This is a genomic window from Nostoc sp. DedQUE05 (assembly GCF_034530955.1).
GTDB lineage: Bacteria > Cyanobacteriota > Cyanobacteriia > Cyanobacteriales > Nostocaceae > Nostoc.
Genome location: NZ_JAVRCB010000002.1, coordinates 1 through 23,720, shown reverse-complemented (window position 1 = coordinate 23,720; position 23,720 = coordinate 1). Strand labels below are relative to the sequence as shown.

Here is a 23,720-nt window from a genome sequence, read left to right as displayed (position 1 = left end):
TTTCTCAACTTGAGCAGAAAATAGAGCAAATTTCTCAACTTGAGCAGAAAATAGAACAGCTTTCTCAACTTGAGCAGAAAATAGAGCAAATTTCTACTGAATTACAAGCTGACAACAGTGTAACGAACCAAGCCTCTTCTAATGAAGAATCTAAAATTGCTAGTGGTTTATGGTTTAATGAACCAATAATTGTAGGCTATCGCGAAAATGGCGAAGCTTACTGGGCAGGAACTAATGAGAGAATATTCGAGAAGACCTTTGTTTTACAATCTCTTGCCCGTTTGTATGAATCAAGCAGTATAACAGTCTTGGATGTAGGGGCTGCTGAAAGTCTCCTTTCCTATGAGTTAGCGAGTTTTAATTATTCAGTTACAGCGATAGACATTCGTCCCATAGCATTATTTCATCCCAACTTAAAGTTTGTTAAAACTGATATCTGTAACCCTGTATTACCGTCAGCTAGCTTTGATTGTGTGGTTGCTTTATCAACTTTGGAACACATTGGTTTAGGATGGTATGGAGATAAAAAAGAGGAAAATTACGATTTTAAAGCTGTCCAACAGATTAGTTTACTTTTAAAACCAGAAGGTAGTTTTATCCTTACAGTTCCCTATGGGAAAAAAGCTTTAACACCAGTACATCGAATATATAACCAAGAATCACTACAAAAACTAATTCAGGATTTCAGGGTAGTTCAAATATCCTATGGAGTACGTAAGGATGATTTTACTTGGCTTATCACTGAAAATGAATTAGAAGCATCTGAAAAAGAACATAATCCAGATAATTACCTTCCTGGCGCAGTAGCTATGTTGGTATGTAAAAAAAACTTTGTATAAAAAATTAAATCTCAAATTTACGCAGCATGAAAATAGCCATTGATCTTCAAGCTCTGCAAACAAATAACTCTAGAAATAGAGGTATTGGCCGTTATACACAATCTGTAATAGAAGCTCTATTTAAACAGCAAAATACTTTCAGTTACCAGTTATATACGAATAATAATCTACCAGTCCCAGAACTGGATGATAATTACTTTAAGTATAATTCTGTAAATTACCCTTACATTGGTAGTTGCGACATCAATGAACTACTATTAAAAACTGTTTTAATGGCAGCAGATGTTGATATAATATTTCTACCTAGCCCGATGGAAGGTTTAGACTCTACAATACCTGATTATAGCGATTTTTCTAAAAAAGTTTTTGTCATTTGCTATGATTTAATACCTCTCATCTTTTCTGATAGATACTTAAGCGAGTCCAATATGCGCTCACTTTACATGAAGCGCTTAAAAAATATACAAAATGCTGATTTTATATTTGCAATCTCGGAAGCTACCCGCCAAGATGTAATTAAATTTCTCGATATACCTCCTGAAAGAGTTTTAAACGTTTCGGGTGGTGTTTCTGCTTTTTTCACTCCCATTGCTGCTCATGAACACCAAGCTTGGCTCGAAACTTTTGCAAGGAAATTTGGTATTTACAAAAAATTTATTCTTTATACGGGAGGCGAAGATTGGCGAAAGAACATTGAAGGGTTAGTCACTGCTTTTTCTGCCTTACCCAAAAATTTGCAAGAATGTTACCAATTAGTAATTGCCTGCAAAGTTTCTGAGCATTTTAGTAAAGAAATAACTAGCTTCGCGTCAAAATTAGGAATTAATAAATCTATAATATTAACAAATTATGTTACAGATGAAGAATTAAGAGCTTTATACTCAACCTGCTCTCTATTCGTTTTTCCTTCTTTTTATGAAGGCTTTGGTTTACCGCTATTGGAAGCTATTTCATGTGGCGCACCATCGATTGCAAGTAATACCTCATCCTTACCAGAAATTTTAGGTTCTGATGAATTACTATTCGATCCATACTCACCTTCTGATATGGCTGCCATCATGCAAAAAGTTCTATCTGATGAGAACCTTAGAACAAAAATCTCAGAAGATGCACTTCAGCAATCAGCAAAATTTTCTTGGCAATCAGTTGCTCAAAATATACTTGATGTGTTTCAAGAGCATCAGCTAATAAATAAAGTATCTATTTCAGTTAATCAAAAACCACAAATTGCTTTTTTTAGCCCATTACCACCAGCTAAATCTGGTATAGCAGACTATAGTTGGGACTTGTTACCATCATTGGGAAAACATATTAACCTTGATTTATACCATGATGATAGTTATTTGCCCGAGGTTAATATTAGTAATAACTTATTTTCTCATAGTAAATTTGAAGAGAAATTAAAGTCTCAATTTTATGAAAGTATTATTTACCAGATAGGGAATAGTAGTTACCATTCTTATATGTACTCCCAATTAATGAGATATCCTGGAATATCCGTGTTACATGACTATTACTTGGGAGGGCTAATTAATTATATGGAAGCTCGTTGTCCAGAACTTGGGATTAAATTTTCTCAAGAACTAGAACACTGTTATGGAAAAGATAAAGCATTACAAATTTTAAACCTTTTAAAAACAAAAGATTTAGATATTAATGAGAAATTATCAGAAGTAGGTCTTTATGTAAATAGAAGAATTTTTACGCGTTCTCTAGGAGTTATATTACACAGCAAATGGGCTTATAATTCTGCTATTAAAGAATTTAGTAATGATAATAGCCATATTGTTCATATACCTCAGATAGTGCCAAAGTATGTTGTTAAGGAAAAATCACTAATAGATCAATGTAAAGAGTTGGGTCTTCCAAACGATCAACTTATAATATCAACCTTTGGATTTATCAATAAAACTAAACGTCCCCTAGAAATTATTTATGCATTTAAGAAGTATCTTGTAACTCAACCTAATGCTTACTTAGTATTTGTGGGTGGTACTGATTACCTTGGTACAATTAATATAGAAAATGAAATTAAAAAACTAAGTTTACAAGATCGAGTAAAAGTTACTGGCTATGTCAATATGCCGGATTTTTACCGTTACATAGAAGTATCAGATATATGCCTCAACTTAAGATTTCCTTTTAACGGAGAAAGCTCTGCATCACTTTTGCGAATTTTGTCTGTTGGTAAGCCCACTATTGTTACAGATATCGGTTCCTTCTCTGATTTTCCCAATGATGTGGTGTTCAAAATACCCCATCCTGGACAAAGTGATGAAGTAGAAGAAATATTGAAATCTCTCATTTTACTAACTCAAAACTCAGACTACAGAAAATCCCTGAGCGAAAATGCATATAATTATATTGCTAAGGAACATTGTCCAGATAAGTGTGCCAATTTATATGCAGAGCTTATCCAGCAAATACTTTCTTCACCTCAAGCAAAAAGTAAAGAACTTGCTGACTATGTAGGACGTGAATTAGCTAAAGTTATACCTAATGCATCTAAAAAAGTACTTACTACTTTTGCTAGAGCTATTGATAATTCCTATCAGGAAGAACAGCAAGTCGTTGAAAATTTTGATTTAAACAATTTTGATTTAAACAATACTGCAATACTCATACAGCCTCCTTTAGGAAAAAAACTCAATTTTAATGATTTTTTACACGAATGTCGTTCTATTTGCCTTGCAAAAATACCACAATCTAAGGAAATATTAAGTATTGGATGTGCTGGAAATTGGTACTTTGAGTGGTTCGATAAATTTTATCCTTACTATATTGAAAATCACACTGGTATAGATTTAAATTCAAAGCCATTAGATTTACCAAATAATGTAACTTGGATTCAACATGATGGAGACGATCTAAAGTTAATAGAGTCACAAAGTTTTGACTTAGTATTTGCTGGTCAATTTATTGAACATATATCTTGGGAATCACAGGTAAGTTTCCTGTTAGAAGTCAATAGAGTACTTAAACCAAATGGCATTTTTGTACTTGATAGTCCCAATTATACTGTTACTAATAGATATGGATGGAAACAGCCAGAACATATACATGAACTGACTTTTAAACAAGTATGTGAGCTGTTGCCAATCTCAGGTTTTAAAATTCAAGATTCATTCGGTTTAATTCCAAAAGACTTGTTAGGAATGCCGCCTAATTTATTTGGCAGATATATTGAACCTTGTTTAGACATAAATTTCCATCAAGAAGAGATTGAAAAGGCAATTAATGAAGATCCGCAAAATTGCTTTGTTTGGTGGCTAACATCTCAAAAAATTCAAGAAATTGATCTTGCCGATAAAACTCTAATGAAGCGAATGCAGGAGTTTTATCTGGAAAACCAAAAAATTAAAAATGAGGTAATTTTTCATGGCATTGGTTCAATAATCGAAATCAAGCAAGAGTATTTTGTGAATGTAAATCCTGATGATGGACAAGGATTTGCAATCTTTGGCCCTTACGATTCTTATTGCAAAGGTAAATATTTAGTTGAATTTGAAATCTTTGCCTTTGACGAAGATAATGAAATATCTAGAAGGAATCTAGATTTAGTTGTAGCGATCGCAGATATTTCTACTAATTCTGGTGCGCTAGTTCTAGCCAAAAAAGAACTTACTTTAAGAGATATTTTCAAGAAAGAGAAAACAAAACTAAAGTTTACTATAAATACAACATCTGTACTAGAGTTTCGAGTTTTATCGTTAGGACTATATCCAGTTTTAGTTGGTATTAAACCAAAAGTAACAATGCTATAATTCAGTATTTCCAGAGAAGAAATATATTGTAAAAAAAGTGAGCATGACAACAAAAAAAGCCCTAATCACCGGGTTAACCGGACAGGATGGTTCATATCTTGCCGAACTACTCGTAGCAAAAGGCTACCAAGTCTTTGGTCTAGTCCGCCGTTCTAGCACCAGTAATCTAGAGCGCATCACCCACCTTTATGGCGACATTCAAATTGTATCCGGCGACCTCCTCGATCAATCATCCCTCATGGATGTAGTGAGCGAATGCCAACCTGACGAAATTTATAATCTCGCCTCTCAAAGTTACGTTCCTCTTTCTTGGACACAACCTGCTCTCACTGCTGAATATACAGCCCTCGGTGTTTCCCGCCTCTTAGAATCCATTCGTCGCTGCAAACCTGATGCCAGATTCTATCAAGCATCCAGTAGTGAAGTTTTTGGTCAACCCGACGAATCGCCTCAAACCGAACGCACTGCCTTTCGTCCCCGGAATCCTTATGGAGTTGCTAAAGCTTATGCTCATTGGATGACTGTCAACTATCGGCAGAAATACAACCTTTACACCTGTTGTGGTATTACTTATACTCACGAATCACCTCGACGTGGGACAGAATTTGTATTTCGCAAAATCACGCACGCAGTTGCCCAAATTAAATTAGGTTTGGCAAATGAATTAAAATTAGGCAACCTAGACGCCCGTCGTGATTGGTGCTACGCCAAAGATGCTGTCTACGCTATGTGGCTGATGTTACAGCAGGAACAACCCGATGACTACCTCATTGCCAGTGGTGAAACCTATTCTGTTAAAGAACTTGTTGAGTGTGCTTTTGACTGTGTTGGGCTTAATTGGCAAGATTATGTCTCGATTGACCCCGCTTTTTATCGCGCTGATGAATCAGTGCAGTTAGTTGGTTGCATTGATAAAATTAAAAATGGAATAGGTTGGCAGCCTCAATACTCTTTTAGTCAATTGGTCGAGTTAATGGTTGATTATGACCTTAAGAAATTAAGCAGTTAGCTTTTTAGTTTCTTAATCATAAATAACCATTCACTTGAAACTAGGAAAAAAGTAAAATAGCTTACCTAAGGATGTAACTACTAAGTTTTTTAGTTATGGCTTTTCTTAGGTAAGTTTTTTAAGTAAAAAATTTATTAAAAATTTGCATGAAAATAGTTTCAAATAGGTTTTAGAATGAAGATATTTATAGATTGTACTCACACTGCAAAACATACATATAAAAATACTGGAATCCATCGAGTAGTTCGAGAACTAACTTCTGAATTATTGCAAATAAGCTCAAACCGCACAGATATAGAAATAGTAGCGGTTATGTTTGATGGTAGTTTTATGCAGAGAGTGACTAATCTTAATCAACAGCAAAATGACCATTCGATCGAGGTTAACAAATATCTCGCTATAACTAAAATAAATATAAAACTTCAAGCTCTACTTTTGAAGCTGAAAAATAAATTTATAAATTTATTTTATAAATTAAATTTAGTTGATTGGTTGGATTCAAATTCAGCAAACAAAAAAGCTTTTCTTGAATTTGAAGATTCTATAATTCAGTCAGGAGATATTTATGTAATAGCTGATGCCAACTGGGATTTACCTAAAACTTATTACCGATTCTTACAACTTTTAAAAACTTATAAAGTTACTATTGTAGTTATATGCTATGACCTCATTCCCATAAAATTTCCAGAATTTTCTTCTCAGAGATTTACTAAAGCTTTTACAAAATTCTACAGTGATTATTCGATTTTATTCGATAAGGTATTATGTATTTCTAAAAAGAGTGCTGAAGATTATAGTAATGCGATAAATAAAGGGATATTAGCTAATAATAGTTCACAAACTCTTCAAAGCTTTCGCTTGGGTAGTAATTATTATAAACAGGATTTATTACTAAGTGAAGAAAATAATAAGCCTAATGTAAAATTGCAGAAGTTACTTAATAAAAAATATATTTTAGTAGTTGGAAGTTTAGTGCCTCATAAAAATATTAAAACAATTATTGCAGCCTTTGATTTATTAATAAATTATAGTTATGATGATGTATTTTTAATTTTTGCCGGTAATAAAGGTTGGGACTCAGAAACTGATAACTTGATAGAATCTAATAAAATGTATGGCAAGCTCATACAAATACTAGGTTCAGTGAGCGATGCTCAACTAGATTTTCTCTATCAAAACTGTTACTGTTTAGTTCAAGCCTCCTTTTATGAAGGGTTTGGATTACCTGTGGTAGAAGCACTACAACACTGTAAACCTGTGATTGCTAGCAATGGTGGATCTTTGCCTGAAGTAGGAGGCGATTTTTGTAGATATTTCTCTCCTACTCAACCAACAGAACTGTATGAAGCTTTAAAAGAACTACTTGATTCAGATATTTACTACAGTAATTTGGTAGAGCGCATAAAAAATGAGTATATACCATTCTCATGGCAACAATCTGCTGAAGAGTTTCTCTCTTGTTTGTATAATTAAATTCAGTTTGAATAAAAGCTTAAAATTTATTCGTTAATCTATCTTTTTTGTCTAAAAAACCCACAAGTAGAACAACTTACGCTATTAACTTCACAGTCAATTTTTAAGTATGAATGCTATAAAATTTTATCAAAATTAACACCATAACAAGATTTGCAAAAGAGAGATATTCTCCTATATATTTGTTAAATAAATTACTATCAACTTATTTATTACTAGTAACAATTCTGCTAATAGACCAACATTAAGCAATTAAGCTTGACATAAGAAACTAAAAAGCGAGTTGAAAATTATGCTAGATACAATACTGCAAATCGTAAAACCTATATTGAATCTATTAAGATCATTGAAAAAAAAGTATAGCCTTCCTTCTTCGACAACAGATGCTATAAGCTTGAACATTAAAACTTTGGGATATGAATATGCTCGTAGTTTGCGCGAACAGTTGATAATACCTAGTAATTTATCTCCACAAAAAATCAACTTACAATCCAAAGCTTGTCAACAAAATGATATTGAATCAGATTGGTTTTTTTACTGGTGTCAAGAGATGAAAATTCCGGTAGCATACCATCGAAAATTGTGGGAATTTTGCTATATTTTACAAGCATTATATGAATATGATTTACTTACTCCTGGACGTAAAGGTTTAGGTTTTGGTTGTGGTGAAGAACCTCTGCCAAGTATTCTAGCTGCTTATGATATTGCGATTACGGCTACAGATTTACATCCAACAGCATCAGCTGCACAAGGTTGGATAGAAACTAAACAAAATATGTCTTCTTTAGAAAAGATATTCCGTCCTGAATTATGTACAAAAGAACTATTTACTAAAAATGTGAGTCTAAAGTATGTCGACATGAATGCTATTCCTGCTTACTTAGAAGGTAAATATGATTTCTGTTGGTCTGCTTGTGCATTAGAACATCTAGGTAGCATTAAAAATGGACTTCTGTTTATCGAAAATTCTCTAAAGACTCTAGTTCCTGGAGGAATAAGTATACAGACGACAGAGTTTAATTATTTAGAAGAAGAAACAACTATTGACAACTATGGAACAGTACTTTTTAGAAAAAAAGATTTTGAACAAATTGCTAAAAAACTAACTGCGGCAGGCCATCAAGTAGCACCCCTCGATTTCAATATTGGTTCTCGTGTGTTAGATAAATTTATTGATATTCCTCCATACTATAATCAAATACATGAGCTACGACAAGAAGCACATTTAAAATTTTTATTTGAGCGTTTCGCTTCTACATCCTTTGGTATGATCATCAGAAAAGCTGTGTAAAAAATTACAGATATTAAGTTACTATAGTATTCTCTAATTTTTAATAATTCATGTAAAAATTGTTATTTTACAATCATTATAGGTAAATGAAAAAAATAATAAATGAATATAGTAGATAATATTTCCTCTAATCAATTAATTATTAACTTATCTATTCTTTTGTCTAAACCAACCGGTATAGGCAACTATGCTCAAAACCTTTTTCCTTATTTAAAATCTTTCCAACCTACTCTGTTAGTAGCCCAAAAATATCCTGATTTTGATTGCTATCTAATCCCGCCAAACTTAACCCCAGACCACGGCACAAAAGGTCATTTTAACCGCTTGCTTTGGACACAATTTCAACTACCACAAATATATAAAAACCTTAAATCAAGTCTTTTATTCTCCCCACTACCAGAAGCACCTCTTTATAGTAGTTGTCGTTTTGTTGTCACATCTTTTGATATGATACCGTTACGTTTTGCCAAAGGCTTCTCACCACTCACAGCCTATCACCGCTACTACACTCCCCAAGTTTTTAAGCAAGCACAACACATTATTTGCATCTCCCAGACTACGGCTAAAGATATCACCGATTTTTACCAAATTCCCGCCAGCAAAATTACTGCGATTCCTTTAGCGCACGATCGCACTCACTTCCTTCCTCTCAACCTCCCTACCCGCAACTACTTTCTCTATATTGGCCGCCAAGACCCTTACAAAAACATCCAGCGACTCATCAGTGCTTTTGCGGCGTTACCTAACTGCAAAGACTATGAACTATGGTTAGTAGGGCCAATTGATTCGCGTTACACCCCGATTTTAAAAGTGCAAGTTGCAGAATTGGGTGTAACTAATCAGGTAAAGTTCCTTGACTATGTTCCTTATGGCGAATTGCCAAAAATCATCAATCAAGCGATCGCTCTCGTTTTCCCCAGTCTCTGGGAAGGTTTTGGTTTACCTGTCCTCGAAGCAATGGCTTGTGGTACTCCCGTCATTACCTCCAATCTCTCCTCCTTACCTGAAGTGGCTGGCGATGCGGCGATTCTAGTCAATCCCTACAACACCGGAGAAATTACAGAAGCAATGCAGGCGATCGCAACTAATTCAGAATTGCGCTCGCGTCTACGTACCCTTGGCCTCAACCGCGCCAGTCAGTTCAGCTGGGCAAAAACAGGACTTGCTACCGCCGAAGTTCTCAAGCAGTACCTATAATGGCTGATTTCTAAAAAATAGAGAGACTGCGAGGTAAGCTTTCTTTAACTGCAATAGCATTCCAGTTAGCGATCGCCTGCTCTTGGGTTAGAGTCGGGTTAGCATTACACACATACTCAAGTTTAGCTAACACGTTTTGATGGGCAAGAGCAATCTCTTGAGCAACAGGTGCTATAAGCAGCTTCTTCCAGAGAGCATACTTTCCCTGCCAAAAGTGATTGTTTGTACTCATGGTACGGAGGCGATCGATGGAATGCAACGAAACCACATCTAATATAGGCTTAACTGGGGTCAGCCCCAGTTCTTCGTTAAACTGGGCAAGTTCCTTGACTGCATCATTCACCAGATTTTCGTAACGAACTTTTAATGTGTCTTCTCGCCTCCACCATTCCGGGCTAATCGAGAGAAGTGCTGCTGCTCTACTCCCAGTCGCATAGTTGATAAACTCTGGGCTAAGTGGTGTTTTCTCAAGGATGGAAATCTCGGTTCCCCCTTCACCTTTTAACCAGCTGGCAGTATCCGGTTCGTAGTTGGCAAAATGCAGAATAGAAATCAATACATCCAAGGGATGGCGGGCAAGAACTACCACACGAAATCCTTGCTGGGCGAGCAATGAAACTAAATCATCACTTCTGTGCCAATGAATCTGAAGCACTAATCTTGGTGGTAGCAAGTGCCAGGAAATGTCATCTGGATGATGCACCGCCAGTTCAGCCATTTCATAAATGGCTGCCAGCATTTTTCGTAGCCAGGTGTTGCCCGATCGGGGATTGCTGATTATCGCCAGACGCAAGGCGTCTAAACTGCTCAAATTCTGTTAATCCTTTCAACTAAATTAGGATACATCTAAACTAACATCATACTGACACCATAATGTAAATTCAATGATTTGGGATTTTGTCAAGATTTCAGATTATCTTGACTAATGACTTGTAATTAATCCTAAATCCTGATGAAAGCACTATGAAAGCACTAATTCTTTCTGGCGGTAAAGGTACACGCTTACGTCCTCTTACCTACAGCGGGGCGAAACAACTTGTTCCAGTTGCTAACAAACCTGTTTTATGGTATGGCATTGAAGAAATGGTCGCGGCTGGTATTACTGATATTGGCATCATTATCAGTCCAGAAACCGGGGCAGAAGTCCAAGGGAAAACTGGAAATGGAGAATCCTTTGGAGCGAACATCACCTACATCGTACAAGATCAGCCACTTGGACTTGCTCACGCCGTCCAAATTGCCCGTCCCTTTTTAGGAGATTCTCCCTTTGTCATGTACTTGGGAGATAACCTGATTCAACTAGGTGAGTTACGTTACTTTCTGCAACAATTTAGCCAACAACAGCCAGATGCTTTGATTTTATTACGTTCAGTTGCTAACCCTAGCGCTTTTGGTGTGGCTCAGGTTGATGAAACTGGACGGGTATTACAATTAATTGAAAAACCCAAAGTCCCTCCTTCAAATCTGGCATTAGTAGGGGTTTATTTCTTTTCTCACCTCATTTATGATGCGATCGCAAATATTCAACCTTCCACTAGAGGCGAGTTGGAAATCACTGATGCTATTCAATACCTCATTAATCAGCAAAAGCAGGTTGTAGCCCACAATCTCCAAGGCTGGTGGTTAGATACTGGTAAAAAAGATGATTTATTAGAAGCTAATAGATTAATTCTCGATACCTATCTGACAGCATCAGTTGTGGGCGAAATCGATGCCCAAAGTCAGATTATTGGACGAGTCAAAATCGGGGTAAAATCTAAAGTAATTAACTGCACAATTCGGGGGCCAGTAGTCATTGGTAGCAATTGTCATTTAGAAAACTGCTTTATTGGCCCTTATAGTAGCATCGCTAACAATGTCACACTCATTGATACTGATTTAGAACACAGCGTGATTTTAGAAGGTGCTAAAATTGCCGGAATTCATCAGCGCATTATTGATAGTGTGATTGGACAAAGGGCACAATTGAATCTTGCACCCCGTCGCCCTAAAGCCTTGCGATTTATGATTGGCGATGACTGTCAAATTGAACTAACGTGATTTACTTATTCAAAACAAAAAAACCACAGTCAAAATCTTAATTATAAGACCTGTAAAATACAAGTATAAAATTACTCTCAAAATTAAGATTGTGGCACATTACTTGTAATATTAATGAGCATTGTACATACCAAAATTCCTGAAGTTATCCAACTCGAACCCCAAGTATTTGGAGACGATCGCGGTTTCTTTTTTGAAGCCTACAACCACCAAAGATTTGCTCAACAAATAGGGATTGTTACGAACTTCGTCCAAGATAACCACTCTTGCTCTAAACAAAACGTCCTACGCGGATTGCACTATCAAATCCAACAACCCCAAGGTAAACTCATTCGGGCGATTGTTGGTACTATTTTTGACGTAGCCGTAGATATTAGAAAAAGTTCGCCTACCTTCGGTAAGTGGGTAGGTTATGAACTCAGTGCTAAAAACAAACGCCTACTGTGGATACCACCAGGTTTTGCTCACGGCTTTCTTGCACTTTCAGAACTAGCCGAAGTTCTCTACAAAACTACAGATTATTACGTGCCCCAAAGCGATCGCACAATTCTATGGAACGATCCAGATTTAGGGATAGATTGGCCTCTGAGTGGGCCACCGATTTTATCAGCTAAAGACCAAGCTGGTAAATCTTTCAGAACTGCTGAAGTATTTGATTAAGTGGTCATTTGTCATTGGTCATTGGTCATTTGTCATTGGTCATTTGTCATTGGTCATTTGTCATTGGTCATTGGTCATTTGTCATTGGATTTTGTCAGATACCCAGCCTTTTGCTACACCCTAAGCTTACTTTTATAGTGTGCGGAAAAACTTTGTCTTTCATCGAACTAATTCAAACCAAGTTAAAGAATGGACGTGGCTTCTCTTGGACAAATGACAAATAACAAATGACAAATGACAAATGACAAATGACAAAATCAATTTTGCTGATTGGTAGCAACGGTCAAGTGGGTAAGGAACTACAACAAATACTCTCATCTTATGGGGATATTATCTCAGTAGCACGCCCAATAGTAGACCTTACCCAACCCGATACCCTCCGCAACGTTATTAGATCAAAGCAGCCGCAAATCATCATTAATGCTGCCGCTTATACTGCTGTAGATAAAGCCGAAAGCGAACCCGAACTTGCTACCGCTATTAATGCGACTGCACCCCTAATTATTGCCCAAGAAAGCCAAAAATTAGGAGCTTTCCTAATTCATATTTCAACTGATTACGTTTTTGATGGCAATGGCTGTAGCCCTTATCAAGAAACCGATACAACTAATCCCTTGAGTGTCTATGGTAAAACCAAACTCGCCGGAGAAGAAGCTATTCAAGAAACTTGCGCCCATCATCTCATTCTCCGCACAGCTTGGGTTTATGGAACCTTTGGCAAAAGTAACTTTGTCAAAACCATGCTGCGACTAGGTGCAGAACGCCAAGAACTCCGTGTTGTTGCCGATCAAATTGGTAGCCCGACTTGGGCGCAAGATATAGCCACAGTTATAGGGCAGACAATTCCCCAGTTAACCCCAGAAATTAGCGGCACTTATCACTACACTAATAGCGGCGTTGCTAGCTGGTATGATTTTGCCGTCGCTATTTTTGAAGAAGCACAACAACTAGGCTTCCCTTTGAAAATTGAACGTATTGTCCCCATTACAACCGCCGAATATCCCACACCAGCCCGTCGCCCTGCTTATTCCGTCCTTGCTTGTGGAAAAATTTCCGCAATTCTAGGGACTTATCCTTCTCCTTGGCGACAAAGACTTCAGCAAATGCTTAAGGATTTGAAAATTGGGCATGGGGCATAGGGCATTGGGCATAAGAGGCATAAGAGGCAGAGGGGCAGAGGGGAAAAACTTTCTTCAACTTCTCCTCTGCTCCCCTGCTCCCCTGCCCCCTTGTCCCCTTGTCCCCTTGTCCCCTTGTCCCCTTGTCCCCTTGTCTCCCCTGCTCCCCATTCCCTATTTCTTTTGACTTTTTAATACTCCCGTTTCATGTTGTATGGGCAAGACATCTAAAATATCAGTTTGGGAACAATATTTTAAATCTTCGTGACAGTCAAGACGCAGCAATCGTTGGCCGTGACTCGCTTGGTGAAGTAATCCTAATAAGTTATCTTGCCATTGAGAGTAAAGAGCGATCGCACTAATTACTTCATCGTTACCAGCGAGTTCTTCAGGTAACAAGTTGCTTTGTTGCAAAATACTATGAGCGATCGCACCCGCACAAACTGTATCCTCTAAAGAAAAACTACCTTCCCAACCGGAACCGACAATCCACACTGTCTCTGGTTGCTTATCTAAAAGAAATTGCACCACCGCCGCCCGGTTAATCAAGGCTGCTGCTAAGACATTTGGGGAATCTTGTACTCGTTGTAAAGCACGAGTGCCATTTGTAGTGCTGATAAATAAACGCCGCCCTTCTACTAATTCTGGTGTGCAGTCGAGGGGAGAGTTACCCAACTCAAAACCAGCTACTTTCGCACCGCCGCGTTCTCCAGCCCGCAAACGTTTTTCAGGGGGCCATTTTTCGCTAACTTCAATTAACCGATCTAAATCGCTGAATACTTGTACAGCTTCGCCTCCAGATGCCAAGACAGTCGCAATTGTGCTAGTAGCTCGCAAGACATCGACTGCGATCGCACATTCTGGCGCTTTATCCGTTGGAGTCAATTCAGGAGTGTGGTATACGAATAACTTCACGGGCTGGATACACCTGTTTTAATACTACTGCCGAAAATAACATTCTACCTAGTTGGTGTCACTAACTATAGTCACAATTATTCGCAAACAATTTTTTAGCATCAAATATGCATGATGTAACCTATTCAATACAAAAATACTCAAAAAGTCTATTTTTATGCTTTTAGACTTTCAGATTTGCTGCACTATCCTGTAATCTAAAACAAGAACAGGTTTTCTCAAGCTGTATTTGGTATTTCAAGTTAGCACCACTACACATCCTGACTAAACTTGCCAAATAGAAACTAAAGTTTTTCCCTCCACTTTGCTCATCCCAAATCGAAAATCGCTATGGCACCTTTACCCGACTACCGCCCTAAACAACTATCTTTAGGCCCGTTAGAAGCGGAAATTTTAAATATCATTTGGGAGCTTGGTTCAGCCACAGTCAAGGATGTACACGATCGCATCCTCGCCGATCCCAACCGCGAATTAGCGTATACTTCTGTCACCACCGTCTTACGCCGCCTTACTGATAAAGGTTGGCTGGCCTGCGACAAAAAGGAGCGGGCATTCTATTGGCGGCCAATGCTGAGTAAGCAACAATCAGAAGTGATCAAAGCTCACGAGCAGTTACAGCGATTTCTGGCAGTGGGGAACCCCGATGTTGTTGCTGCCTTTGCTGATAGTCTGGATGAAGCAGCTAGCGAACAAATAGCAGCGATCGCCAAACGGATTCAATCTGCACGCCAAGCCAGGGAGGAACAATGATGCATCTGATAATGATTTTAAATGCTTTGGCAGTTGCCTGGTGGTTAAGATCCGCTTGGAATCAACCCCAAGGCAATTGGAGTCGGCGATGGCAGCGATCGCTATTTTTGTTTCTCTTCCCGCCCTTGCTAATTTTCATGACTGCGATCGCTGTGCTGTTCATGGGGCCTCAAGGACAAATGGGCGGAATGTATACAGGCTCAATTAGCTATTTATTAGTATTAATTTATTTGGCATTTTTTGCCATTTCATGCATTAAACTTGCTTTCCAAGGTTGGCAATCTGTAGAATCTGCCCGTAACTGCCCCTTAGTGAATGTTGGCGATAGACAAGCCAGACTGCTGCAAACGGGCGCGTTGTTTGCCGGTCAAATCGGTTTTTGGCAACCAGAGCTAGTAGTTAGCCAAGGATTAGTGCAAACTCTCTCACCGGCTCATTTAGAAAGCGTCTTAGCCCATGAGCAAGGGCATCACTATTACAGGGATACATTCTGGTTTTTTTGGTTGGGTTGGGTGCGTTCTTGCACTGCATGGTTGCCGAATACAGAGCCTTTGTGGGAAGAATTGTTAGCTTTGCGCGAACTCCGTGCTGACAGTTATGCAGCATTGCAGGTAGACCCTCTGGTGTTAGCAGAATCACTTTTATTAGTAGTTAGTAGCGGCCCTGTCTTATCGGAAATTTGCTGTGCTGCATTAGGTTCCTCTGGTGCAGATCGTTTAGAACAAAGAGTAGAAGCTCTATTAGCACCGCCAGAAGCAACCCCAGAAGCTCAATTGCAATCCTGGCATGGCTTTTTGTTGGCTTTGCTACCTTTAGTAACTGTGATATTTCATAGTTAATTTGAATTTAGCCAGTTGCTATAGCATGAAACTGCGACTATAGCGACATCTGTCGTCTCTGTAGTGACATTCGTCGTCCCTGTAGCGACATTCGTCATCTCTGTAGTGACATTCGTCGTCCCTGTAGCGACATTCGTCATCTCTGTAGTGACATTCGTCGTCTCTGTAGTGACATTCGTCGTCTCTGTAGCGACATTCGTCATCTCTGTAGTGACATTCGTCGTCTCTGTAGCGACATCCGTCATCCCTGTAGCGATATCTGTCGTCTCTGTAGTGACATTCGTCGTCCCTGTAGCGACATCCGTCATCCCTGTAGCGATGTCGGTTGGTACATAACGATGAAAATTTTGAATATAGCGCTTCGCAATTGCATGGAATACAGACCTAACCCCCAGCCCCTTCCCTTCAAGGGAAGGGGAGTAAGATTCAAAGCCTCTCTCCTTTTAGGAGAGAGGTTTGGAGAGAGGTCAAAAATGTACTGCACCCAAGCGAGAACCATTATAAAACTGTTATATTACTCTTCTTCTAGCAACTGTTCTATATACTTTTGCACCAAAGGCACTTGAAAAGCATTGCCTTCTTGAGTCAAGATTTCTTTTCGCGTTAGTTTGCGGATAACGCCTTTGTCTTGCTGTGTGGGAGTTTCTCCGTGGATTATTCGGCGCAGGAGAGAGCGATCGCTATCTGTTAAACTCGTCCATAATTCCCGAAAATACTGATCGCCTCGCTCCAGCACAACAGGTATAACTTCTTTAACATCCTGTGCAGTAGCTTTTGCTGTATCAGCTTCTCGCCTGTTTCTTCTGATATCGCGGTTTAGCAACTCCACCAACTCATAACACACCAACTGAACGAGATAAGGTTGACAGCGAGTAAGTTGGATAATTTCATCTACAGCAGTTGGTTCATAGATATCGCGGAAGTTCTCTACTGGCTGTTGAATCAAATCGCGGGCTTCTAACTCGTGCAGGTAAGTCATTCGCAAAGCACGGGTATTAATTAGATAGTCACTCCAGTAATCATCAAGTTCAGATAACTCGTGCGAACCACTAAAAAGTAAAATCCACTTGCGTTGATGTTGCAGTAGGTTACGCATAAAATTGAGTGGCGCACGGCTGCTTGTTGCTTCCACTACCTCACCCAAGCGTTCATATTCATCCAAACAGAGGAGAAATTGCTTACCGGAGTTGCTGCGTTCTATTTCTGCTAACCAAGTTTGCAGTGCAGGAAATGGATCTTCAGCTAGTTTACTGGCATCTGGATTAGGCAAGTATACTCTGCGGGGTAATCGCCGTGCAGCTTCGATAATTTGTTGAGCTAAATTTTCAGCCAATCCTTTTAACGTTGTGGCTGATGCTGCACCCTGTAAATCTACCAGCAAAGGTACAATATTTGCTTGTACTCTGTAAGGTAGATATTTCAGCGCTGAAGTTTTTCCTGTCCTCCGTCCTCCATAGAGTAACAACACTGGCGGTTGCTCAGAAAGCGCCAAAGATTCGATTTCCCGAAATATATCAATTCGCCCTTTAAAACGATTCTTTGCTGTTTTTGGGTCTAGTGAATTACCAGCAATATAAACTTGCCGAATTTCTTTTGATTGCTGTGCCTGTTCGTTTAAAGTGCGCTGCGCCGTCTCTAGTATAATTAGCCAGCTTTGTGCAGTGTTGCCGAAAGAGACAGCAACACGAGCATCTTTTGTCAAAGCTAGACTTTGCCCCAGTTGGCGTAATGCAGTGATGGGAATATTCAGTAATTCATATTTACGATAAGGTGAAGTTGCTTCCTCTGATGCCCGTACATCCTGGCTGATTTCCAAAAATTGGGGCAGTACAGTGCCAAGTTCCTCTGGTGGTGGTGAGGAAATCCACGCTAGTTGGTTGGCAATCTCCACAATATCGCTCAACCTCTGACAACGATTGAGAATATCTCCAGCAATCCCAGAAATTGCCTGTGCTGCAACTCTTTGGTGATTGGTGGATGTAATTAGATAATTAATAGTCTCACGGGCAACATCTGGGTTCTTTCGATAAGCCTCTACAATCATCACATCCATGAAAGGCAGAGGCAAAATAATCAATTCATCAAAGCAAGGGGGCAGATATCGCAAACAATTTACCCACTTTTCATTGCGAAACAATAAGAACAGGGTGAGTATCCACAGTAATTCTGGCAACCAGAAGTAAACCCGAAACACACCTAAAATAAATGCCACGCTTAATATCATGATGCCTGGCACACGGGCTATCATGCCGAGTCCCATGCCTACCACGCCTAACGTCAGGTTGAATACCATGCCTTCATCCTCGCCTAACGCCATGACGAATGCCATGCCTACCACCACGACGAACGCCACGCCATACGCCATGCCATACGCTACGTCTACCGCCAAGCCGAACACTACACCTACCACGCCGAACGTCACGACGAACACTACACCTACCACCACGCCGAACGCCACGACGAACGCCGCGTCGAACGCCACGTCGAACGCCACGCCAAACACCACGCCAAACGCCACGCCAAACGCCACGTCCAACGCCACGCCTGATAAAAAGTTAGGTGCAAGAAAAATGGTACCGAAAGCAACAGCGAAAATAAATTCCCTATTTTCATTACCACCACGCTCTATAACCCTTCTTATAAAGCAGCCCATCAAAAAAACAGAGCTTTGAAACCAGTTAAATGAATCACCACTAACCAGAGTGTAAACTCGTGCCACCAGCAATACAGCAACTATTTGAACTACAGCAGTTACCCACCAAACTTGTCCAGCATAGCGACGCAAGCGGGGGTTAGTATGAAACTCAGCCCGTTTATTAAAAGGGTTATCTCTCGGCTTCAGTTGTGGATGGATATCGCGCAGCCAACGTTCAAAAGTAAAAGGCTTGAAGTAAATCCAATATATAAGGCGCACGCATTCAGCCACATAATTCCAAAAGCCTGATGTTAGCGACCTGTTACTCATGGCTACTTTATCCCCAACTTGTCACGCACAAAATCCCAAACTTCATTCCAGTGCAGCACACCCACCAAAACCAAAACGAGCAAAAGCAGAATTACCATCCCGATAATCCAGTTGCTCACATCATCAACAGCCTTACCAATGAACTTGGCTATTCTACCCAGGCGCACTGGTAAATCCCAAACTAACCAATGCAGCCATAATTGCCATCCTTGTCTTTTTACTTTGGATTTAGGATTTGCAAGCTGTTGTTCAAACTGCTGTTTCGCCCACTTGATTGCTTTGCCTTGTTGACGTGCTTCCCACAAATAGTAACCAGCCAATTGCAACTTGTAAGGATGACGATTACCCCATTGCTGGGCATGATTCTGTTCGTCTACACTCAAAGCTGCACCATTTGTAGAGCGAGTTGGCAAGCGTATCAGTTCAATTGCTTCATCTGTAGTTAGTTCTCTCAAAACAATACAGTGAGCCATATTGAAAAAAGTAGAAACAAACCGATATTCATTACCATAAACCTTGAGTGATTTGCGGGAAGCTACTACCAACATCAAGGCGTTGTTTTCTATGAGCGATCGCAAATTGTCATAAAATCCATTATCGAATTTATCGGGATATTTCAAAAGGCTTTCAAAATCATCCAAACAGAGGACGGGTAGCTTTCCTTGCTGTTTCCATTGCTTAACCGCATCTGAAAAAGCTTGACGATTAAGCGGTTTAGTCTTCCAACAATTTTGCAGACTGCGTTGCTGCCATCCCTGAACGTGATTCAGTAAACCTTCAGCTACAGCCTCATAGAAACCCGTTTCAGTTTGGCAATCTACACCCCGTAACGGTAGGTAAATTACCACATAATTACTGCTGTTGTTTAATATTCGCTGCTGCCAGGTCAGAACGAAATAATGCAGCAACGAAGATTTACCAATGTGCTTGTCACCAACTATATTTATACTTGTAGGCTGATCGCCCTTCATCCGAGATGCGATCGCGTGTAATTCATCTTTACGACCGACAAACAGCCTGGGATCTTCAATCATCCCCGCAGCCACAAAAGGATTGTCAGGCAGCGCTCCAGAAGTCATGTCAAGCGTTTATCCTAGTTTCAGCAATTTTAAGTGCAATCACTTAAAAGAATAGCACTAGCCCGATAATGTCTTTGCGATCTAGTTCTTGGGTATATGTATTTGCCATATAATGACAAGCCACAACGATTCCTAACACGAGATTGAAAACCAAATCATTTCAATCTGCGATGCAAAAGCTAAATTTCGTGTATGGGCTGCTTTGAGTAAAGACTACAGTTACAACAATGAGACTCAAAATCTTAGAACAAACTCCAACATTATTGAAACTACAACTTAAGCCAGCAGCCATCCTCTACTGGTTATTTGGCGGATTATTTGTAGCAGGAGGCGTTTTGTTGATAATGACACTGGCAAAGACAACTACTTTTACTTGTAATCTGGTTAAACCCACTCAAGAAAGTTGCCAATTAATCACCAAAAGTATTTTAAAATCTCAAGTTAAAACTTGGAATCTCAAAGACGTGCTAGGTGCAAAACTAGACACTAGTACGACTGCTGGAAATAGTTATCCCTTGCTACTTCTGACGAGAGATGGTTCAATTCCCATACATTTAGTAAATGCAGACAGCACTCACAAAGAATCTATGGTTGCACAAATTAACGCCTTTCTTAAAAACTCTCAACAACCAAAATTAACTATTCATGAAGATACTCGTTTTTGGACTTATCCTCTAGGTTTATTCTTAATTGCAAGTGGTGCTGTTTGCATTATTTATTTGCTGATGAATAATATAATTATTTGCATTTTCGATAAAACTTTTGACAAAGCAACTATCAAACGTAAAGGTTGGCTTGGGCAAGAAGTTATTGAAGCTAAACTTTCAGAAATAGCAGGGCTGAATATGGATGCAGTTACAATTGACACAGTAACAGGTACAAGTTCAAGCAGTTACAATATTGTCTTAAATTTGGTATCTGACAAAAATATTTATTTGGCAGCTGGCCCAATGTTTACTGCTAAGAGTGCAGAACAAACCATTGAAGCGATCGCCACCTTCCTAAAAACTAGATTAACCTGAGAGCAACCCCTTGAGAACCCTTGCCAAATACTCACACTGCTCTTGATTTTGCTGTCTGAATTCTGTCCACCCACGAGGTAGCAACGAACCCATAAAAGCTTAGGGGTTCCTGTCCGAGCTGCGATCGCAGTCTTTGTTGAAACTCCAGCACTTGTTTAGGACAAGCACCAAAAGACCCATGATTCAGAAACGTCACAGCCGAGTTAAGCGACCATAAGTTTCTGATGGACAATCTAGAATCCAAAATTTAAAATCTAAAATTGTTAAACTCCCCAGGCTGGATTCGAACCAGCGACCAATCGATTAACAGTCGATCGCTCTACCACTGAGCTACTGAGGAACGCTCACGATTTATAATCTTAGGGCTAAAAATAGTATTTGGCAAGTACTTTCGCCAATATTTTTTTTAGATAGTTAATTTATAGAAATTTTGCAGCCAAAATCTATTCAAGAATTTAAGCAGAGACTCTTAGATACTAAATATCTACTACAATCCCATTCGTAATTCAGCCAGACGTTGCCGCGCCTTAGCATCAATGCCATTAGCTAAAAACCGACTCTTAGATTGTTTGCGCGTATGATACTTCTGTCGCATCCGGCAGACAGTGGCTTCCACTTCCCCACAAAGTTGTTGTGCTGACAACCATTCAGCCCCATACCCTTGTATCATCAACTGCTGTGCCCGATCTGATGTAGCAACAATCACACGAGAAATCAAAGATTGGGCTATTTGGTGGCGAAAAGAAGCGCAGGATTTTTCAATATAAGTATCTGCGGTTTGCCCAAAATCAGTGTAATAAACAGATAAAAGCTCAGTAATAATTTCTTTATTACTAGAGGTGTTTTGATATTGGGCATCAAAAACTATCTGAGTTGTGTAACCTTGAAACGCACTATAACCAGTCATTGCTTCCACAAGTTCGCCCCGTGCGGCCTCTAATCCAACGCTATCACGCGTTTTTTTAAGGCAAGGCCAAGCGCCTATTATATTGTAGCCGTCCACTAACAAAACGGCTTGGAGTAAGGAACGGGGCATGGTTTTTAATCACAATTTTCTAGAGTTAACAAAATTCATTCATAAGTTTTATAATAATTGATGCATAGTCTGTAACACTATGTTACATAAAACAAAAAATACGGCAGCCTCACAAAACTCAAACTTCAGATAGACGCACCAACTTAAAACGCGCCTTTATTTAAAAGGCGCGTTACAGTTCTAGTTAGTATTATTCAGGAATGCGAAATGCAATGAATTTTACTTAGCACTCAGCACTTAATTAAGAGGCTTCGCTGTGTACCTCCATCAGACGTTGTTTGAGACGTTCGGCTTCACCACTATCTACCAGAGAGCCTTTTTCTAGCAAGAAAGCGCCGTCACAATAATTCAACTCATCTAATCGATGTGTCACCCATAGGGCTGTAATACCTCGACTTTTGACAAGGCGGCGGACACCAGCAACTAAATCCAGCTGGCTATCTGGATCTAGTAAGGCAGTGGGTTCATCTAATAATAAGACTTCACAGCGACGGGCGATCGCACCGGCGATCGCGACTCGCTGTTTTTGTCCCCCAGAGAGTGCATAAATAGGGCGTCGTTGCAATGTAAGCAAATTCACCGCTCCAAGCGCCTCCTCAACTCTTGCTCTGGTAGCAGCAGGCGGCAACTTTTCTTCCACCAATCCAAAAGCCACATCAGCACCAACAGTTGGCATCACCAGTTGATGATCTGGATTTTGGAAGACAAAGCCAACGGGTTGCAAAACCCGAATTTCGCCAGATTCAGGAGCTAATAACCCCGCCAGCAGTCTCAGTAAAGTAGATTTTCCGCTGCCATTTGTACCTAAGAGCATCCAAAACTCACCCTTGGGTACTTCTAAAGAGCAAGATTTGATAACTTTTTCTCCATTAGGCCAACTGAAATTTAAATCCTTGACCTCAATGCCCACTTGAGCCATTTGTCAACCTTGGTTACTCAGCAGCTACGGCGAAAAAGCCAGGTGGTCTGCCGCCACCAGGGGTTGTACCATCTTTCTGAACAATCTGCACCCCAGAAATTTCACTAGCGCGGACAGCAATTTTTTTCTCTGTCTTGCCTTCGCATTTGAGTTCTACAATGTCAGGGTTCCCAGAACGGATTGCTGCCAAAATTAGCTGATAGACAGCCTCAGCATCCTCTGCTGACTTACGTTGTACTGAGATCGGGAAAGCAGTGTTTCTGATGCTTAAATCGATGGTAAACATTTAGCAATAATCAAATTTAACTGTGGACTCATTTTAGCGTCAGCTGAGTGATTCTAGGGAAATGAGGATTGGGTATGGGGCATTGGGTATAGGAAGAGGCAGAGGTGCAGAAGGGCGGAGGGGCTGAGGGGCACAGAGGAAAAATTTACTGCAACTTCTCCTCTGCTCCCCTTCTCCCCTGCTCCCCTGCTCCTCTGCTCCTCTGCTCCTGATTCCCTATCCCTACCCCCCATTTATCACCTCATCTGAATCAAAAAATAAATTTTATGAGAAAACCCCTAGAAAAATTAGCAATTTACACCTAATATAATTAAAGGTGTGTAAAAAATTGTAAACTTGGTTAACAACCTGGTTAACTTTCTGCTTATGGAAGGCCTTAATATCGCCATCTATAATACAGATACAACCTGTACTTATAAACATTTGGAGATTTGCTCTAATGACCATCGCAGTTGGACGTGCGCCCAGTAGAGGGTGGTTTGACGTTCTAGACGACTGGCTCAAGCGCGATCGCTTCG

At 39.7% G+C, this 23,720-nt stretch carries 20 protein-coding genes and 1 tRNA gene; 12 read left to right on the top strand and 9 right to left on the bottom strand.

Annotation, left to right across the window (positions count from 1 at the left end):
* The 6 genes from RMZ42_RS02340 to RMZ42_RS02315 all read left to right on the top strand — a co-directional run.
* On the top strand, positions 1–839 hold an 839-nt coding region (locus RMZ42_RS02340), incomplete at its 5' end, for a class I SAM-dependent methyltransferase (RefSeq protein ID WP_322669880.1).
* Positions 840–865: 26 nt separating this feature from the next.
* A complete protein-coding gene (locus RMZ42_RS02335) occupies positions 866–4,603 on the top strand; it encodes a glycosyltransferase (RefSeq protein WP_322669879.1) in 3,738 nt (1,245 codons plus the stop codon).
* Between the two features lie 43 nt (positions 4,604–4,646).
* Positions 4,647–5,612: a GDP-mannose 4,6-dehydratase gene (locus tag RMZ42_RS02330; protein WP_322669878.1), complete on the top strand. Its 966-nt coding sequence runs from the start codon at positions 4,647–4,649 to the stop codon at positions 5,610–5,612.
* Positions 5,613–5,786: 174 nt separating this feature from the next.
* Positions 5,787–7,085 (top strand): glycosyltransferase family 1 protein, encoded by a 1,299-nt coding sequence (locus tag RMZ42_RS02325; RefSeq protein ID WP_322669877.1) that lies wholly within the window; start codon positions 5,787–5,789, stop codon positions 7,083–7,085.
* A gap of 292 nt (positions 7,086–7,377) precedes the next feature.
* On the top strand, positions 7,378–8,376 hold the full coding sequence (locus RMZ42_RS02320; RefSeq protein ID WP_322669876.1) for a hypothetical protein: 999 nt from the start codon (positions 7,378–7,380) through the stop codon (positions 8,374–8,376).
* A 102-nt stretch (positions 8,377–8,478) separates the two neighbouring features.
* On the top strand, positions 8,479–9,573 hold the full coding sequence (locus tag RMZ42_RS02315; protein ID WP_322669875.1) for a glycosyltransferase family 1 protein: 1,095 nt from the start codon (positions 8,479–8,481) through the stop codon (positions 9,571–9,573).
* Positions 9,574–9,583: 10 nt separating this feature from the next.
* On the opposite strand, the gene RMZ42_RS02310 is transcribed toward RMZ42_RS02315, so the two are convergent.
* Positions 9,584–10,384, bottom strand: a complete 801-nt coding sequence (locus RMZ42_RS02310; RefSeq protein WP_322669874.1) for a sulfotransferase domain-containing protein — start codon at positions 10,382–10,384, stop codon at positions 9,584–9,586.
* A gap of 152 nt (positions 10,385–10,536) precedes the next feature.
* Between RMZ42_RS02310 and RMZ42_RS02305 the strand changes: the two genes are divergently transcribed.
* The 3 genes from RMZ42_RS02305 to rfbD all read left to right on the top strand — a co-directional run bounded on the left by RMZ42_RS02305 (position 10,537) and on the right by rfbD (position 13,412).
* Complete coding sequence (locus tag RMZ42_RS02305) at positions 10,537–11,613, top strand: glucose-1-phosphate thymidylyltransferase (protein ID WP_322669873.1); 1,077 nt, start codon at positions 10,537–10,539, stop codon at positions 11,611–11,613.
* 114 nt (positions 11,614–11,727) lie between these two features.
* Positions 11,728–12,273 (top strand): dTDP-4-dehydrorhamnose 3,5-epimerase, encoded by a 546-nt coding sequence (gene rfbC / locus RMZ42_RS02300; protein WP_322669872.1) that lies wholly within the window; start codon positions 11,728–11,730, stop codon positions 12,271–12,273.
* Positions 12,274–12,521: 248 nt separating this feature from the next.
* A complete protein-coding gene (gene rfbD, locus RMZ42_RS02295) occupies positions 12,522–13,412 on the top strand; it encodes a dTDP-4-dehydrorhamnose reductase (protein WP_322669871.1) in 891 nt (296 codons plus the stop codon).
* 153 nt (positions 13,413–13,565) lie between these two features.
* Here the strand turns inward: rfbD and RMZ42_RS02290 are convergent, their stop codons facing one another.
* Positions 13,566–14,306: a 2-phosphosulfolactate phosphatase family protein gene (locus RMZ42_RS02290; protein WP_322669870.1), complete on the bottom strand. Its 741-nt coding sequence runs from the start codon at positions 14,304–14,306 to the stop codon at positions 13,566–13,568.
* A gap of 330 nt (positions 14,307–14,636) precedes the next feature.
* On the opposite strand from RMZ42_RS02290, the gene RMZ42_RS02285 reads away from it, so the two are divergent.
* Together RMZ42_RS02285 and RMZ42_RS02280 are read left to right on the top strand one after the other, a co-directional pair.
* Complete coding sequence (locus tag RMZ42_RS02285) at positions 14,637–15,056, top strand: BlaI/MecI/CopY family transcriptional regulator (protein ID WP_292721488.1); 420 nt, start codon at positions 14,637–14,639, stop codon at positions 15,054–15,056.
* A complete protein-coding gene (locus RMZ42_RS02280) occupies positions 15,056–15,895 on the top strand; it encodes a M56 family metallopeptidase (protein WP_322670040.1) in 840 nt (279 codons plus the stop codon). Before RMZ42_RS02285 ends, RMZ42_RS02280 begins: the two co-directional genes overlap by 1 nt.
* On the opposite strand, the gene RMZ42_RS02275 is transcribed toward RMZ42_RS02280, so the two are convergent.
* The 3 genes from RMZ42_RS02275 to RMZ42_RS02265 all read right to left on the bottom strand — a co-directional run bounded on the left by RMZ42_RS02275 (position 15,892) and on the right by RMZ42_RS02265 (position 19,939).
* Complete coding sequence (locus tag RMZ42_RS02275; protein ID WP_322669869.1) at positions 15,892–16,203, bottom strand: hypothetical protein; 312 nt, start codon at positions 16,201–16,203, stop codon at positions 15,892–15,894. The two genes, RMZ42_RS02280 and RMZ42_RS02275, sit on opposite strands and share 4 nt — an antisense overlap.
* A gap of 206 nt (positions 16,204–16,409) precedes the next feature.
* Positions 16,410–18,860, bottom strand: a complete 2,451-nt coding sequence (locus RMZ42_RS02270) for an ATP-binding protein (RefSeq protein WP_322669868.1) — start codon at positions 18,858–18,860, stop codon at positions 16,410–16,412.
* A 2-nt stretch (positions 18,861–18,862) separates the two neighbouring features.
* Complete coding sequence (locus RMZ42_RS02265; RefSeq protein WP_322669867.1) at positions 18,863–19,939, bottom strand: ATP-binding protein; 1,077 nt, start codon at positions 19,937–19,939, stop codon at positions 18,863–18,865.
* A gap of 227 nt (positions 19,940–20,166) precedes the next feature.
* Between RMZ42_RS02265 and RMZ42_RS02260 the strand changes: the two genes are divergently transcribed.
* The gene (locus RMZ42_RS02260; RefSeq protein WP_322669866.1) at positions 20,167–20,961 is read left to right on the top strand and encodes a hypothetical protein; all 795 of its coding nucleotides are present in this window, start codon (positions 20,167–20,169) and stop codon (positions 20,959–20,961) included.
* 268 nt (positions 20,962–21,229) lie between these two features.
* On the opposite strand, the gene RMZ42_RS02250 is transcribed toward RMZ42_RS02260, so the two are convergent.
* The 4 genes from RMZ42_RS02250 to RMZ42_RS02235 form a co-directional block, all read right to left on the bottom strand.
* A tRNA-Asn gene (locus RMZ42_RS02250) sits at positions 21,230–21,301 on the bottom strand.
* 147 nt (positions 21,302–21,448) lie between these two features.
* Positions 21,449–21,997 (bottom strand): NYN domain-containing protein, encoded by a 549-nt coding sequence (locus RMZ42_RS02245; protein ID WP_322669865.1) that lies wholly within the window; start codon positions 21,995–21,997, stop codon positions 21,449–21,451.
* A gap of 241 nt (positions 21,998–22,238) precedes the next feature.
* Entirely contained in the window at positions 22,239–22,916 is a 678-nt protein-coding gene (locus RMZ42_RS02240; RefSeq protein ID WP_094352150.1) for an ABC transporter ATP-binding protein, read from the bottom strand.
* Between the two features lie 13 nt (positions 22,917–22,929).
* Positions 22,930–23,202 (bottom strand): hypothetical protein, encoded by a 273-nt coding sequence (locus RMZ42_RS02235; RefSeq protein WP_012410874.1) that lies wholly within the window; start codon positions 23,200–23,202, stop codon positions 22,930–22,932.
* Positions 23,203–23,720 lie beyond the last annotated feature (518 nt).